The organism is Candidatus Nitrospira allomarina, assembly GCF_032050975.1.
Classification (GTDB): domain Bacteria; phylum Nitrospirota; class Nitrospiria; order Nitrospirales; family UBA8639; genus Nitrospira_E; species Nitrospira_E allomarina.
The window spans coordinates 4,099,732-4,113,425 of the sequence record NZ_CP116967.1; the positions used below are offsets into that span (position 1 = coordinate 4,099,732).

A 13,694-nucleotide genomic window follows, 5' to 3' on the forward strand; every position below is an offset into this window, starting at 1 on the left:
AAATCCTTTCACCCGACTGCGTGTGTTCTTAGGAACATAGATGGCAATCCTTATGTGCCTCCGAAAGTACGGAGATAGGCGATGATCTGCCAGGCCTCCTTGTCCGTAATATACTGCGGCATGTACGCCACCATATCGGTTCCATGACTCCCATGAATTAGAATCCAGAACAGTTCCCCATCACTTCTGGCTGCCTGCCAGGCCGCATCCGCAAAATTGGTTGGCATTTTGATATCAGGAGGAAAGGTTCGACCCGCGGTTGGTGCCCCTGTCCCCTCCCAGCCATGGCAAAAGGCACACCAGCCTTTGCCTTCATAGAGTGTTTTACCGCTCGCAATAAATTCCTCGGTGGGAGTGAAGGGATTCGTAAAAGACAAAGCCTGTTCCATGCGATCGGATGGGACTCGTGGCTGAAGATCTCCGGCACTGCCCGCCCAAGCCGAGGCACAGGCGAAAGAAACCGTGGCAACAATGATCCAGACTCTCGATTGCATCTTTTGCCTTAATATTTGCATCAGGATTGTCTCCTTGGTTCGTGATATAGACTCGCCCTTATCCTGTCTTTGAAGGTTATTCCAAATTACATGCCAATGTTAAAGTGGGGTTTTTCTACTGTTTTCAGTTTTCAATCATGGAAGTGAGGCAGTTTGCCTCACTCCTTAGAGTACCCAGATGGACAAATTTCCCCAAACCAGTGTCGTGTGGTGTGAGTTCGCAATCCGTATGAAACTGAGACGGAACATCCAACCATGTTCTTTTTTTTAAGGACGCGATTTGGCTTTACAGGCCGAACCTATTACAGGAAGGGCTAGTCCCCTAGAAACGAAAGCAAAACCAGAGAAGGCAGGAGCCCCGTGTTGATGGAAGGGTGAGAAATGTTGATGGATAGCAGAATGACTGAGGATAATTGTGGTATCTAGCTGTAAGACCCCGGAGAATGAGTCGATACGGGCTTGATCATGCTAAGACCAAGCCTTTGCTGATGTTGAAGGAAGCAGAGACGGAAGTTCTTACAACAATTTTCCGTCGGATTCGTCCTTAGGCGCATCTAAGGCTTGGAGTTCCAGCCCTTCAATTTCCTGCAACGTTTTCCCGGCGATGCCTTGCAGGTCCCCGTACATGCCCACGGTCGCCATCATCACCCGATCGATTTGCTCTTCACGTTTAGCCCATTGCTTCATAATGACTTTCCGCTCTTTATCAAGATCCTCCTTCATCGAGGAGAACCCTTCGACGATCGCTTGAACCCGTTGCCGGAAGCGCGGACCCATTAAATACTGATAGACCATTTCCATTTTGGTTTGCTGCCCTTCCGAGGCCTGCCTGGCGCAAGCCACCTCCATGAGCGTATTACGCATGGCAATAGCCAGGGGAAGGGCAACTTTGGGATGAGTGACCCAGACGCCGTCGATGAATTCGAATGTGTCCACTTCTTTGGGTAGGGCCTGACTGACGATGATCGCAATTTCAGCTTTGGCCTGCCGCTGATCCTCACGTAACTTGATGAGCCAGACATCACTCCAGTTCTTGGTTCGCTTCGATTCCCACAAGATGGTTCCGCAGGCTTGGCCGAAGGAGCTGGCAACCCGGTGCAGCACATCGCCGCCATGCTCGCCTTTGGCCACAGGTGAAATCTGATCCAGGGGGAATTTCGAGGTGAGCATGGCTTCGAGTTCGAGCTCTTGGACTTCGCCCTGAAGTTGTTGAGACCCCTGTTCAGCACGACGCTTGAGTTCTTCAATTTGTTTTTGCATGGAAGCAATGGTCTGCTCTTTCTCCATGACTTTAAATTTGAGCCCTTCTTCGGCTTCTTTTTTGGCCTGATCCCGGGTGACAGTAAGTCCCTCCTGGACGCGCTTTTCTATAGTGAGATCCAATTCGCGTTTGGCGTCATCCAGTTCCCGTTGCTTACGGAGCAGATCGGCTTGAACTTTTTGTGCTTCCGCAAGCTTTTCATCCTTTTGTTTAAGTATTTCTTGAATCTCACGTATTTCTTTAGATTTCTGGTCGAGATCATTGGAGAGCGCCAGTCTGGCCTTTCTCGCTTCTTCCGCCACAATTTTGCTGCGTTCGAGTTTTAGTTTGTCAGCCACCTGCTCTTCGAACCGCTCCTGAGATTTGGCAAGCGAGGCTTCGCGCTCACGCAAGGCCGCATCCCGTTTGACGGCATCAGCATCTTTTTGAGCAAGTCGTTGCTCGAAGTCTCGCTTGGTGGCTTCGAGAAGAGGCGCAGCGAGCGACTCGGTCAGTTTAATTTCCGTTTTGCACTGTGGACAGATGATCGTGGGTTCAGTCATAGAATTTCTTTTTGCTCTTCACTTTAATAATAGAAATATCTTCCGTCGGGATAGGATCTGAATACTCCCAAGGATTATTTGGCCACGATTTTATCCAAACGGGCCTCGACCTGCCGAAACAATTCCAACGCAAATTGATCACGATGAGAACCCGAACATTCCCCGTAGGCTTTCGGAGAGGCGAAACGCGGGCGATCCAGCCGAAAGATTTGCGTCTGGAGTAAACCTTTCAGATCATGCCGTTCCAAATCGATTGGTTGCAACATTACCGGAATAACGGATCGACCTCCACTCTTCACAAACTTGGGAAGTTCGTGATCCTGAATATATTGGGAACCAAGCAACGCAGGGCTGATCAGGACCAATCCCACGTCGCACTCTCCCAAGGCGTGTTGAATTTCTTCGTGCCATTTTTCGCCTACCAGGATATCGCTATCCCGCCAGAAGGTATAGTGATACTGTTTGGAGGGCGCGGCCTGCTCTTTAAATTTTTTTAAAAATCGAGTCGCCAGATCACGATTGGCGCGGGCATAGGACACAAACACGGTAATGTTCTTTTTCATACTCGTGTAAGCAGGGGCGGACGATTTGTCGAACCATCCTAGCCAACACATGCCACAATGTACAGGTCAGGGTCCTTCTGATTGCTCCCTCTTCACTTACGGACTTTTTTTATGCCAGGATTGAGGCTTTTCCCACCATCTCAGTTGGCCTTTGAATGACACGGAAGATTCTCCTAATCGGCAATTCTGATGGAATCGGAGCAGCAGTAACCAATGCGCTTTTCGCTCGTGGTGAACATGTCGTCGGACTTTCGAGAAGTCCCAGTCCACTTGGTCCGGATGGCCCACGGCATATCGTACAGGATATCGCCACTCCCGAGTATCCGCAGGTTCTACAAACTCTTCTTGCCGAAGAAGGGCATTTTGACGCCTGCATATTTTGCGCGGCCATTGGTTCGAGATTGACATTTCCTGACCTCTCACAGGAAGCCCGCGTCGTTGACGTGAATTTCACCTCGATGGTGCGAACCCTGGCCGCCCTCGCGCCAGGCTGGCTTGAACGAGGCCAGGGGCACTTCATCGGCCAATCAAGTCTCGCCGATGATTTTTACAACGCCGACTCCCCTTCCTATACGGCATCGAAGGCCGGCTTTAGTAATTATTTAGTCTCCATGGGATTAAAGCTCCGATCGCATGGCGTGTACGTCACCAATATTCGCTTTGGGTTTGTGGATACGAAGCTGCCTAAGGCGTCCTGGAAGCCACTGATGATGACCGCCGATCAGGCCGCGGCCCATGTCCTACGATGCTTGGAAACAAAACCCATGCAACTGAGCGTTCCCAAATTAGCAGGCCTCGCCATTCACGGTGTCCGTTGGATGCAGTCAATTCGACTATGGTGGTCCTAAAAACGGTTTAAACAATTGGCAACATTTGATACAGTTGTGAACTTCAGATTACCTGTCCCTTCGCCTCTTGGCCCTCTGTGCTCACACTTTCCTGAAAGGAGCCTTTCCTGATGACCGGAACACACCATTCCGACCCTACTCATGCGGAAATCATTCGCCACTTGGGCCCACTCACTTCTCTAGCCGGGACCTGGGAAGGCGATAGGGGTGTCGATATCGCACCGGCCAAAGAGGGTAGCCACGAAACTCATTATCGGGAACGATTGCAGTTTGACCCAATCGGGCCTGTTGTCAATGGCTCGCAAGTGCTCTATGGTCTCCGTTACTCGACTGTGGCCTGGCCATTAATTCAGGAACAGCCGTTTCACAAAGAAGTCGGATATTGGTTGTGGGATGCAGCCGGTCAACAGGTGATGCAGTGTTTTATGTCCCTCGAGGCGTCCTGGTGAATGCAGGTAGGACTTCGGAGACTGATGCAAAAGAATTTCACATGGCTGCTGAGGCGGGGAACGGGGTGTATGGAATTCTCTCCAATCCCTATCTGGATCAGGCTGCGAAAACGGAGCGATATAAATTATCAGTCACCATTCACGAAACGTGGAAGTTCAGTTATAAGGAAGATACGCAATTACAAATTGCAGGACGCCCTGGGGTGCTTCACCACACAGATCAAAACACTCTGACACGAGTGTAAAATCCTCTACCCTTACGATTGTGAACAAATGGTATTTTTGCCGCTTCTCAAGAGAGACATACTTTGTGACCGGCATTACGTCGTTTAATTTTAACACCTGCTCCCCACCCCATTCCCATTAATTATTTCCACACTACCAGAAGGCCTTTCTTCAAGACGTGTTATGCGACCAGGTCTTTTCCTTTGGACATAATCCCGGTTCTTCTCACAAAATTATCCCTACTGTCCGAACCCATTCGTTCATTACCATTCAAATAATTCATCGTCTCTTTTCAATATTCCAGAAAATGGCCTGTTCTGGATTGCCTTTCCACCAACTCCCAAGGGAAGGAAGAAGGGCGTGAATAGACAATATTTTTAATTCATTTACCCACGTGACTAATGAAGGAGTCTGTCAATGAAACGATATGGAATTATTACAGCCATGTTTCTTCTACTCAGTACCACATTTGCCACATATGTGATGGCTCAAGACAAAAAAGTGGAAACCAATGATTTTTGTCAACAACATCCGCATCTGTGGGACAGTGAAGGGAGAATCACCTTAGAGGGGCATAAGATGTTATATCTTCAGCAACCCGACTGGTGGTTTGATTCAAAAAGTAAAAAGTGGAGAGAATGGCCCTCACAGAAACCACAGTGGTCTCTCGAGGAACATCACAATCTGAACACTGATGGACCGGACTGGTGGTATGATTCCCAAAACAACGTATGGAAAGAATGGCCAAACAATCACCACGAAACCTTAGAATGCCATAAAAAAATCTATTTAAGTGGGCCCCAATGGTGGTTTGATTCAAAAACTAAGGAATGGAAACCGTGGCCAAAATAATCCGTGGATGCTGACCATCGAGTAAGTTGCTTAAGACTTTTCATCACATTTATCTGGGCAGCCCGATTTGGTAATGGCTCACACCATTGCTCATTTCGGGCAGTCTACTTAAAAGAAATAGCCAGAAAATTACGCCTCCATCTGAGATCCCATGATGGTCCATACCCATGCCCTGTACTTCAGGCTCCCCATCTGGTCAAAAACCCCTTCTCTTCAATTCCAAAACGCCTCCAAAGCAGGAGATGGTAAACGATTTTAAACCGGATCAAATAATGCTTGGTCCCATCTCATTTGTTCTCCCAGTCCTTCACCCACACGTCACCCGTCCCGATGGAATAGACCCATCCATGCAGGCGCAAATTTCCCCGACGCAATCCTGTTGCAACCGCCGGATGCGTCTTCAGATGATCGAGTTGAACCAACACATTTTCCCTTATGGCAGCGGCAAATTCATCTCCCTGCAAATGCGTGTATAGATTTTTCATAATTCGCATTGTGGTCTCGGCATGTTGCAGCCACGCTTTGACAGCAGGAAGCTCCTGAAGTTTCTCCTGATGCAACAAGGCTCCCATCGCACCGCAATCCGTATGTCCACAAACGATATTTTTTTTACTTGAAGGACGGAGATCCCGTATTCAATAGAGGCGGTGCTTCCCCCGATGGCCGCACCATAGGTCGGAATTAAATTCCCCGTATTTCGAATAATAAACAAATCCCCCGGTTCGGTTTGGGTGAGCAAGCTAGGATCAATCCGTGAATCCGAGCAGGTCACAAATACGGCTCTTGGCTTTTGATGACCGGACAACCCCGCAAAGAGCTATTTCTTTTTTAAAAAACACCTCTTCCTGAAATCTATTCAACCCTTTCAATAATTTTTCCATTTGCTCTCCCTGCTAAACAATTGCTCTTGTTTTCTTTTGTCGACCATTGGCCTTTCACGGGCTGGCTGGGTTACATTGAATTGACCATTGATCAAACCCAAGGCTGCTTCTTGCTTGTTCCCGTGTATCCATTTTAGACGACAAGAGAGATGTAGTCCTCTTTTCTTTTGCCTTCATGACACAGCCAACCTTGGATTATGACCATTTTCGTGCAACGCTCCTAACCCTTCAGAGAGAATTGTTAGCCGTATCTGCCACCGGGCAGGAAGCAGCCCAACCAGTGGAACTGGACCAAACTGCAGTCGGGCGCGTTTCACGGATGGATGCCCTCCAACAACAGGCGATGGCTCAAGCCGCCCAACAACGTCGACACATTCAATTGCAGCGAATCGAATCAGCCCTCCAACGTCTTGAAAACGGCAAATTCGGCTGGTGTGTGAGGTGCGGAGAAGAAATATCCAGAAAACGATTAGATGTGGATCCCACCGCCCCCCTCTGTATTGCTTGTGCCGATGGAAGAAACCCATAAGTGTTACAGGTCCTGCTCACCGACCCGTCGCCCACCAGAATCCACAAACGAACGAGGAGACCTGTATGAAGAAATCTCATACGGAGACGGTTGACCAGACCTGGCGAACCATTTCCTATCATCCTACTTCTTATTCATTCTGAATCCTCACACGGGAACCTATCACCATTTCTCCTGCCTGCCCACTGTGTTTCAAACCGCAATCCACATTAGTGGGAAACGACCGGTGCCGGGCATACTTCTCCTGCGGGCATTGTCGACTCATTTTCGTTCCACCCGTCTATTACATATCACCCGAACAGGAAAAGGATCACTACGACCACCATGAAAACCATTCTGACGACCCGGGCTATCGAAAGTTTTTAAACCAATTAGCCGAACCACTCCACAATCGCCTGAGACCCCTTAGTTCCGGATTGGATTTTGGCTCTGGTCCCGGTCCAACCCTCGCGCTCATGCTTCAAGAATCCGGACATACCCTGTCGATTTACGACCCCTTTTATGCGTACAATCCTATTCTCCTGGAACAGACCTATGATTTCATCACAGCCACGGAAGTGGCCGAGCATCTTCACCATCCCGGACCGGAATTGGACCGGTTATGGGCCCGACTGAAGGTTGGCGGCATCTTGGGAATCATGACCCAACTGGCGCCATCCGATCGACCGTTTCTCGATTGGTATTACATCAAGGATCCCACGCATGTCTGCTTTTTTTTACACGAGACCTGGGGATGGCTGAGCTCAAGATGGGGAGCGGAAATCATCTACTTGAAAAAGAATGTCGTCTTGTTTCGTAAACCGTCGCACTCCCAACCCGGATAGATCCTCACTCGCTCCAGATGTTGCCTATGCCTTCCGACATCGACATCGCCATCATCGGCGCAGGAGCAGCAGGGCTGGCAGCCGGAATTTTCGCGGCGGAAACGAACCCGAATCTCTCAATTGTCCTTCTGGACAGTGCGAAAACTATCGGGGCCAAGATCCTGGTTTCTGGAGGTGGACGCTGCAATGTCACCAACCAACGTGTCACCGCTTCCGACTTCCACGGGAACAGAAAGTTGATTGACCGGATCCTTCGACGCTTCGACGAACAGGCCACCATTCGATGGTTTAGTTCTTTGGGGATCCCATTAAAAACCGAATCCACGGGAAAACTGTTTCCTGTGAGCAACAAAGCCCGAACAGTGCTCGATGGGCTCCTCAGGCGATGCGAGGCACTGCGCGTTGCTCTTTTGACTCACCACCTCGTTCAAGATCTGTCCAGAGAAGGGGAGGAGTTCTTAATCCAACATTCCCAGGGAACGCTTCAGGCTAAACGGGTCATTCTCGCGACTGGCGGCCGGTCTCTTCCCAAAACCGGATCGGATGGATCAGGTTGGGGGTTGGCCCAACAGTTGGGGCATACCGTCACCGCCACCTATCCTGCCTTGGTACCTTTGCTCCTTGAGCCTTCGTTTTTCCATGCCACCCTTTCGGGTATTTCTCATGACGTAACGCTCACCACTACCATTGCGGGAAAAACCTTCGATCGACGCACCGGCAGCTTATTGTGGACACATTTCGGCATCAGTGGACCGGTGGTCTTGGATGCCAGCCGGGTTTGGGTTCGCGCAGCCGCAAAGGGAGAAGCTGTCCGCCTTCATCTCCATTGCTTTCCTCACCTCACCAACCAGGATGTGGAGAAATGGCTCATGCAGGCCGCTTCCCTCCCCGGGCGAAAACTTGTTCCCACACTGTTAGCCGAGCGGTTACCCGCGCGTGTAGCCGGCACGCTGGCCGGCATTCAAAAACCTGGGCTTTCTGACACTCCAATTAACCTCTTGTCCAAAGAAGCCCGCCGCAATCTGGTCCGGACACTCACCAATCTTGACCTTCCCATCATCGGATCACGCGGATGGAACTTTGCGGAAGTCACGGCCGGAGGTGTCCCCCTGGAAGAAATATCTGCCCATTCCATGGGCTCTCGGCCCATGCCTGGAATCTATGTGATTGGAGAAATGTTGGACTGCGATGGCCGCATCGGCGGATTTAATTTTCAATGGGCCTGGGCAACAGGGTATCTGGCCGGATGCCATGCGGCCGTGGATATCATGAAACGACCAGCAGCAGCAGAGGGACAGCGATGAATCGGTATATTTTCGACAACAAATCTGAAGAGCGGGAATTTCAACGATTACAATTGGTCGAAGCCGCGAACGATCCCGTTACCATCAGGCTATTGGAAGAAACGGGGATTCAACCGGGTTGGCACTGTCTGGAGTTAGGCGCAGGGGCAGGCTCCATCCTGCGTTGGCTGGGAAATCGCGTGGGGCCGACGGGACGGGCTGTGGGTGTCGACAAGAAAATCGCGTATCTTCGCAAGGATGATTCTCCGCCTATTCAGATTTATCAAGGCTCATTTCTTGATGTCCCCTTAGAACAAGCCTTTGATCTCCTTCATGGCCGGTATGTCCTGATTCATAATCAAGAAGAGAGGACCATGTTGGAAAAGATGTATTCTCTCCTCAAGCCAGGAGGCTGGGCCCTCTTCGAAGAACCGGACTTTACCTCGGCGACATTGCCGGACCGGGAGCAGGAGACACCCCAAGGGAGGGTGAACCGAGCCATTTGTCAGATGTTCATCAATCTCGGATTAGATCCGGCCTATGCCCTCCGGCTTCCGCACAAACTGCAAGAAGCAGGATACCATATCGTCAGAGTTCAATCCCTCATGCATCTCTGTCCTGGAAATTCGCCAATGGCGAAAGTGATGGCGGAATCTGCGATGGTACTCGAACAGGAATATTCAAAGACCGGCTTTTGCTCACCTCAAGACATTCAAGAGTATGTCAGACTCTCACAGGACTCCACCCATTGGACGCTGTACCATTCCACCACCTCCGTGATTGCTCGAAAGCCCATCATCTGATTTCACACAGCGTACCCATTCACACACGTGCAATGGGCTCGCATGCATTTTTCCGTTTCCTCTGTCTGCTCCATAAAATCAATGTCTACAATGGGTGCGAAGGTGAATCCTCTGTAGACATTTTGATTGACCGTCCCTCCTTCCTGGTCAGACACACTCCAATCACTCTTTCCATTTTTCCTATTTATTTTCAGGACTGTTTTCCAAAAGAGGGCCATATTCCCTTATTAGCCCATCAAGGCACACTGGTTGCAAGATACTGATGGTTATGAATGCTTCACACCATACAGAAGTATTCGGATGTTTTTTTTGGGCAGAGATACCATTTCACTGCATACGAGGCCTCAAGGAGGATTCGCCATGAACACGAATTTCGTACCAGACACGACTCAACGAACTGCAGGAATGTTTTCCGGCCAGAGCTATCGGGGCGGAGTCCTGGTCATTGATGATGAAACCGCCATTTGCAAAGTCGTTCGAATGGCCTTGGAAAAAGACGGCTACTACGTGGTGGACGCGGAAGACGGCGCGCAAGCTATCCGCATCCTCAACGAAGGAGAGCATCCAATGGTCATTGATGTCATTATCACGGATATTCGGATGCCCAACATCAATGGCATTGAAGCCATAAAATATTTTCAACGGGAATACCCCAGCGTGCCGTTGATCGTCTTAACCGGGTTTCCCGATATCGATCTGGCCACACAGCTCATGAAACAAGGAATTACCGATTATCTGGTCAAGCCGGTCGATCGGAAAAAATTACATACCGCTGTGGCCAATGCCATAGCTTCCCGACACCTCAACTGGTTTGCTTGAGGTGGTTTTGGCATTTTCGGGGTGGTCTGGAAGAAAAGCCTTTCCCTCGCTCCTCTAAGCGAAGCCAGGGATTCGAAGAGGCCGTTTTTTGGCATTACCTATTCCTAGCATTCTTTTACCATTTTAGCTTTATCCTTCCCGCGAATTCGGGCATAATGTGGTATTCTTTATTCCTAACATTATGACCTTCCTTGATCATCTTTTTGATATCCTGCCAATCTTTCTACCAATCTTATTGGTCCTCGCACTGGTCAGTACAGGGTTATGGGTGGCCCATTGGTTCTTCTTTCGCCGCAATGGCGGCCTGAAGGAGGAAGACCGATTTTCAGCCCGTGTGGGGATGTTGCTACTGGTGGGAGTCGGGATTGTTCTCATTCTGCTGGCCCTTCCTGTCGACAAAGAAACTCACAAAGAACTTTTTCAGCTATTAGCGCTGTTGATCACCGCGGTCATTACCCTTTCTTCCACGACCTTCGTCTCCAATGCCTTAGCGGGCTTTATGCTGCGAGGCATGAAAAGCTTTCGGTTAGGAGATTTCCTTCGCGTGGAAAATCAATTCGGTCGGATCACAGAACGGGGATTGTTTCACACGGAAATTCAAACAGAAGAACGCGACCTCACGACTCTTCCTAACTTATTTTTAGTTTCTCACCCGATTACCGTGCTTCGTTCATCCGGCACAATTGTCTCCGCCACGGTGTCGTTAGGATATGACATTTCCCACAAGACCATTGAAAGACTCCTTTCGAATGCCGCTCTTGCCGCAAACCTCAAAGACCCGTTTGTCCACATTATGGAACTCGGGGATTATTCCGTGACCTATCGAGTCTCCGGATTTTTAAGTGAGGTCAAACAATTGCTCAGTGCACGGTCGAACCTTCGCGCACAGATGCTCACCACGCTGCATGGTGCGGGAATCGAAATTGTTTCCCCTGTGGTCATGAATCAACGCCGGCTGGAGGATGGCATTCAAGTCTTGCCGCCCCAATCCTCCGAATTGCCGTATGCAGAAGAAAAGATCGTGGAGAATAATCCTGAATCACTGATTTTTGACAAAGCCGATGCCATGGCACAGATAGAGGCGCTAAAAGAGCAGCGTGAAGCAATTCGAGAGGAAATTACTGTTTTGGAAGGTCAAGCCAAATCAAAAAAAGAACACATTGGCCCCTGGATTGAACAAAGGATCACGCGCATTCGACAGGAAGAAGAGCGTCTCTCCCTCCAGATTCAGCAAGCCGAAGCAGCAAAAATTGAGTAAGTTCACCAGAAATCCCTCACATCACCAGTACTCATTTCAAAGGTTCCATCCTTCCCTGATTAGGAATGATCAAGCTCAGCCATCCTCTTCAGCTATTTTGAGGTCCTTCGCTACCGTTTTGAAGTAGGCCAAAAGGTCTCGCACCGATATGATACCGACAATGTCTCCATTGTCTCCGGTGACGGCCAAGTGGCGAATCTTGCGATCGGCCATGAGATCCCGGGCATAATGGACAGACATTTTCCTGTCTACGGTAATGATCGGACTGGACATCAGCTCCTTCACCTTTAAGCGTTCAATTTGGCCAGGGTGTTCCGCTACTGCCCGCACGACATCGGTTTCCGTTACAATCCCGGAAAATTCAGACTCCTGCTTCACCAACAAGGACCCAATTCGCTGGTTATGCATATGTGTAGCCGCTTCCTGGATGCTGGCATCTTCAGTCACAAAACTCAGATTCCGTGTCATGAATTGCCCAATCGTGGCCATGTCTCTTCCCTCCTGCTTCTAAATTGAAAAAGTCTATTGTGAAGTAAATGCCAAAAAAGATCCAGATTAAAAACGTTTCCGCTTCCCATTAATCTTTAACCATAACAAGCGAAGCGTTCGTCGTATCAGCGAATTCCACTCTCGTTTTTCTTTAACCCACAAGCACGGGCCACTCCATCACGATAGCGAAGCCAAAGGAGAAGTGTTTTTTTAATGGCGGCCAGAATTTAATCTTGATGGGAACGAGTAGCCGAATAGTGGTCCACCATCGCATAGGCATCATGACGATGACCGGTTTCCTTGGTATCGCACAAGTAGATGCGTCGGGGGTATTAGTTGAACCTGCATAAGATTTCTTGATTGGAATTGAATTCGTTCACTCTTTCCGGTCAATTATACCGCTTTATGCAAGATTAGCCCGCACCAACAATCCCTCTTGATCATCAGGCTTCTACTGAACCCAAGACCTATAGCCACCCAAAAAGGTCAAAGGTAAGCGTTGTCAATATCCACGAGTAAAATATTTAATCCCCAATCATTAAGCGCATTCCTAATATACAGCGATTAATCCGTCCACTTCCAAATACGACAAGTTTAAGAGGTGACACGCTTGATGTGAAAAATATTAAAAAGGGTGAACCCTTTTAGGAAGAACAAAGCGGAGTTCCCCCCGGTAAGTTGGTAGCACTTTCAAATGAATTATCTAATCACATTTTCGCGTGCCTCCCCCTCAGTATGCTCAGGGAGTACCCTGCGCTTTTTTTCATGAAGCCATCTGGACCTGGAAGACTTTTCAAAATGGCTCCCAAAGCGTCGCAGGTCTTATCCGCATCCGAAAGACCCAGGAAAAACTAACTTTTCTCAATAACCACTAACCAAATACCCTTTTTCAGAGAGGCAAGCTTGAAACCGCTGGTCTTCAGCTTGCCCGCTTTGATAAAGCGCACCCAATGCCCCAATCAAACCAATCACTTTCCCAACAGATTTTCCAGCTTGGGCTCCAGTGCTGTTATCAGCCTTGGTAACTAAATCAGACATGCTGCCAGCCTCTCGGCCTGCATTCCCAAAAGTCTCTTGGGATTGGTTAATCAGATCTAACGTCTCTTGCAGAGATAGGGTTGTTTTTGCCTGACAATATGCAATAGCCTCTTGTTCGCCCCCCTTAGAAAAATTCTCAGCCATGGGCTTTACGACAGGGTGATGGCTACAACCCATTATTAGCCCAAGAATCATTGAGGAAATCCATCCCATAAGAAATTTATTTTTCCATGATATGTTAGTGCTGTTTCTCATGGCCGTCCCTCCTTGGTAAATGGCTTTTTATCTCCTATATAGTTTCTAATTGCATAACAAGTGCCCAGAGATGATGAGTCGAATTGCCTGTTACAAAATCAGCAATTTCCGTGTGATAAACATTTACAATTAAACAATTGGTATATGAATACGGTCATTTCCCGGGCCAAAAGCCGTAAATAAGAAAACTAAAACGGTGTAGATAAAGTTTACATTTCCCTCCATTTGGTATGCCAAGCCTGGGCGTTCAATGCGCGAATCTATTGAAATTGGTAATAATG

The 13,694-nt window shown here is 48.9% G+C and carries 15 protein-coding genes and 1 pseudogene; 10 read left to right on the forward strand and 6 right to left on the reverse strand.

Annotated features, from left to right (window positions below; genetic code table 11):
- Positions 1 to 50 precede the first annotated feature (50 nt).
- From PP769_RS17945 to PP769_RS17955, 3 genes are all read right to left on the reverse strand, one after another.
- Positions 51 to 515 carry a c-type cytochrome gene (locus tag PP769_RS17945; RefSeq protein WP_312642822.1) on the reverse strand — a complete coding sequence of 155 codons (465 nt, stop codon included), beginning with the start codon at positions 513 to 515 and terminating at the stop codon, positions 51 to 53.
- A gap of 495 nt (positions 516 to 1,010) precedes the next feature.
- Complete coding sequence (locus PP769_RS17950; RefSeq protein ID WP_312642825.1) at positions 1,011 to 2,297, reverse strand: DUF2130 domain-containing protein; 1,287 nt, start codon at positions 2,295 to 2,297, stop codon at positions 1,011 to 1,013.
- A 74-nt stretch (positions 2,298 to 2,371) separates the two neighbouring features.
- On the reverse strand, positions 2,372 to 2,860 hold the full coding sequence (locus PP769_RS17955) for a toll/interleukin-1 receptor domain-containing protein (protein ID WP_312642827.1): 489 nt from the start codon (positions 2,858 to 2,860) through the stop codon (positions 2,372 to 2,374).
- Between the two features lie 155 nt (positions 2,861 to 3,015).
- On the opposite strand from PP769_RS17955, the gene PP769_RS17960 reads away from it, so the two are divergent.
- The 4 genes from PP769_RS17960 to PP769_RS17975 all read left to right on the forward strand — a co-directional run bounded on the left by PP769_RS17960 (position 3,016) and on the right by PP769_RS17975 (position 5,234).
- Positions 3,016 to 3,708, forward strand: a complete 693-nt coding sequence (locus PP769_RS17960) for an SDR family NAD(P)-dependent oxidoreductase (protein WP_312642829.1) — start codon at positions 3,016 to 3,018, stop codon at positions 3,706 to 3,708.
- Between the two features lie 110 nt (positions 3,709 to 3,818).
- Positions 3,819 to 4,157 carry a heme-binding beta-barrel domain-containing protein gene (locus tag PP769_RS17965; RefSeq protein WP_312642831.1) on the forward strand — a complete coding sequence of 113 codons (339 nt, stop codon included), beginning with the start codon at positions 3,819 to 3,821 and terminating at the stop codon, positions 4,155 to 4,157.
- Positions 4,158 to 4,198: 41 nt separating this feature from the next.
- A complete protein-coding gene (locus PP769_RS17970) occupies positions 4,199 to 4,402 on the forward strand; it encodes a hypothetical protein (protein WP_312642834.1) in 204 nt (67 codons plus the stop codon).
- Between the two features lie 397 nt (positions 4,403 to 4,799).
- Positions 4,800 to 5,234 carry a hypothetical protein gene (locus tag PP769_RS17975; protein ID WP_312642836.1) on the forward strand — a complete coding sequence of 145 codons (435 nt, stop codon included), beginning with the start codon at positions 4,800 to 4,802 and terminating at the stop codon, positions 5,232 to 5,234.
- Positions 5,235 to 5,521: 287 nt separating this feature from the next.
- Here PP769_RS17975 and PP769_RS17980 read toward each other — a convergent pair.
- Positions 5,522 to 6,006, reverse strand: a pseudogene (locus PP769_RS17980) (carbonic anhydrase).
- Positions 6,007 to 6,290: 284 nt separating this feature from the next.
- Here PP769_RS17980 and PP769_RS17985 point away from each other — a divergent pair.
- The 6 genes from PP769_RS17985 (at position 6,291) to PP769_RS18010 (ending at position 11,631) form a co-directional block, all read left to right on the forward strand.
- On the forward strand, positions 6,291 to 6,644 hold the full coding sequence (locus PP769_RS17985) for a TraR/DksA family transcriptional regulator (protein WP_312642837.1): 354 nt from the start codon (positions 6,291 to 6,293) through the stop codon (positions 6,642 to 6,644).
- A 212-nt stretch (positions 6,645 to 6,856) separates the two neighbouring features.
- The gene (locus tag PP769_RS17990; protein ID WP_312642839.1) at positions 6,857 to 7,468 is read left to right on the forward strand and encodes a class I SAM-dependent methyltransferase; all 612 of its coding nucleotides are present in this window, start codon (positions 6,857 to 6,859) and stop codon (positions 7,466 to 7,468) included.
- A 26-nt stretch (positions 7,469 to 7,494) separates the two neighbouring features.
- Entirely contained in the window at positions 7,495 to 8,772 is a 1,278-nt protein-coding gene (locus tag PP769_RS17995; RefSeq protein WP_312642842.1) for a BaiN/RdsA family NAD(P)/FAD-dependent oxidoreductase, read from the forward strand.
- Entirely contained in the window at positions 8,769 to 9,554 is a 786-nt protein-coding gene (locus PP769_RS18000; protein ID WP_312642844.1) for a methyltransferase domain-containing protein, read from the forward strand. The genes PP769_RS17995 and PP769_RS18000 overlap by 4 nt, the downstream gene beginning before the upstream one ends.
- 360 nt (positions 9,555 to 9,914) lie before the next feature.
- A complete protein-coding gene (locus PP769_RS18005; RefSeq protein WP_312642846.1) occupies positions 9,915 to 10,373 on the forward strand; it encodes a response regulator in 459 nt (152 codons plus the stop codon).
- A 268-nt stretch (positions 10,374 to 10,641) separates the two neighbouring features.
- Positions 10,642 to 11,631 (forward strand): mechanosensitive ion channel family protein, encoded by a 990-nt coding sequence (locus tag PP769_RS18010; protein WP_312642848.1) that lies wholly within the window; start codon positions 10,642 to 10,644, stop codon positions 11,629 to 11,631.
- A 75-nt stretch (positions 11,632 to 11,706) separates the two neighbouring features.
- Here the strand turns inward: PP769_RS18010 and PP769_RS18015 are convergent, their stop codons facing one another.
- Positions 11,707 to 12,120, reverse strand: coding sequence for a CBS domain-containing protein (locus tag PP769_RS18015; RefSeq protein ID WP_312642851.1), 414 nt, complete (start codon positions 12,118 to 12,120; stop codon positions 11,707 to 11,709).
- An 861-nt stretch (positions 12,121 to 12,981) separates the two neighbouring features.
- On the reverse strand, positions 12,982 to 13,413 hold the full coding sequence (locus tag PP769_RS18020; RefSeq protein ID WP_312642853.1) for a hypothetical protein: 432 nt from the start codon (positions 13,411 to 13,413) through the stop codon (positions 12,982 to 12,984).
- Positions 13,414 to 13,694 lie beyond the last annotated feature (281 nt).

What these genes read in the sequence shown, in the direction of transcription:
- PP769_RS18020 (WP_312642853.1), bottom strand. Translation starts at nt 13,413, where the DNA reads ATGAGAAACAGCACTAACATATCATGGAAAAATAAATTTCTTATGGGA.
- PP769_RS17975 (WP_312642836.1), top strand. Translation starts at nt 4,800, where the DNA reads ATGAAACGATATGGAATTATTACAGCCATGTTTCTTCTACTCAGTACC.
- PP769_RS17985 (WP_312642837.1), top strand. Translation starts at nt 6,291, where the DNA reads ATGACACAGCCAACCTTGGATTATGACCATTTTCGTGCAACGCTCCTA.
- PP769_RS17950 (WP_312642825.1), bottom strand. Translation starts at nt 2,297, where the DNA reads ATGACTGAACCCACGATCATCTGTCCACAGTGCAAAACGGAAATTAAA.
- PP769_RS18015 (WP_312642851.1), bottom strand. Translation starts at nt 12,120, where the DNA reads ATGGCCACGATTGGGCAATTCATGACACGGAATCTGAGTTTTGTGACT.
- PP769_RS17995 (WP_312642842.1), top strand. Translation starts at nt 7,495, where the DNA reads ATGCCTTCCGACATCGACATCGCCATCATCGGCGCAGGAGCAGCAGGG.
- PP769_RS18000 (WP_312642844.1), top strand. Translation starts at nt 8,769, where the DNA reads ATGAATCGGTATATTTTCGACAACAAATCTGAAGAGCGGGAATTTCAA.
- PP769_RS17945 (WP_312642822.1), bottom strand. Translation starts at nt 515, where the DNA reads ATGCAAATATTAAGGCAAAAGATGCAATCGAGAGTCTGGATCATTGTT.
- PP769_RS18005 (WP_312642846.1), top strand. Translation starts at nt 9,915, where the DNA reads ATGAACACGAATTTCGTACCAGACACGACTCAACGAACTGCAGGAATG.
- PP769_RS17955 (WP_312642827.1), bottom strand. Translation starts at nt 2,860, where the DNA reads ATGAAAAAGAACATTACCGTGTTTGTGTCCTATGCCCGCGCCAATCGT.
- PP769_RS17965 (WP_312642831.1), top strand. Translation starts at nt 3,819, where the DNA reads ATGACCGGAACACACCATTCCGACCCTACTCATGCGGAAATCATTCGC.
- PP769_RS17960 (WP_312642829.1), top strand. Translation starts at nt 3,016, where the DNA reads ATGACACGGAAGATTCTCCTAATCGGCAATTCTGATGGAATCGGAGCA.
- PP769_RS17970 (WP_312642834.1), top strand. Translation starts at nt 4,199, where the DNA reads ATGGCTGCTGAGGCGGGGAACGGGGTGTATGGAATTCTCTCCAATCCC.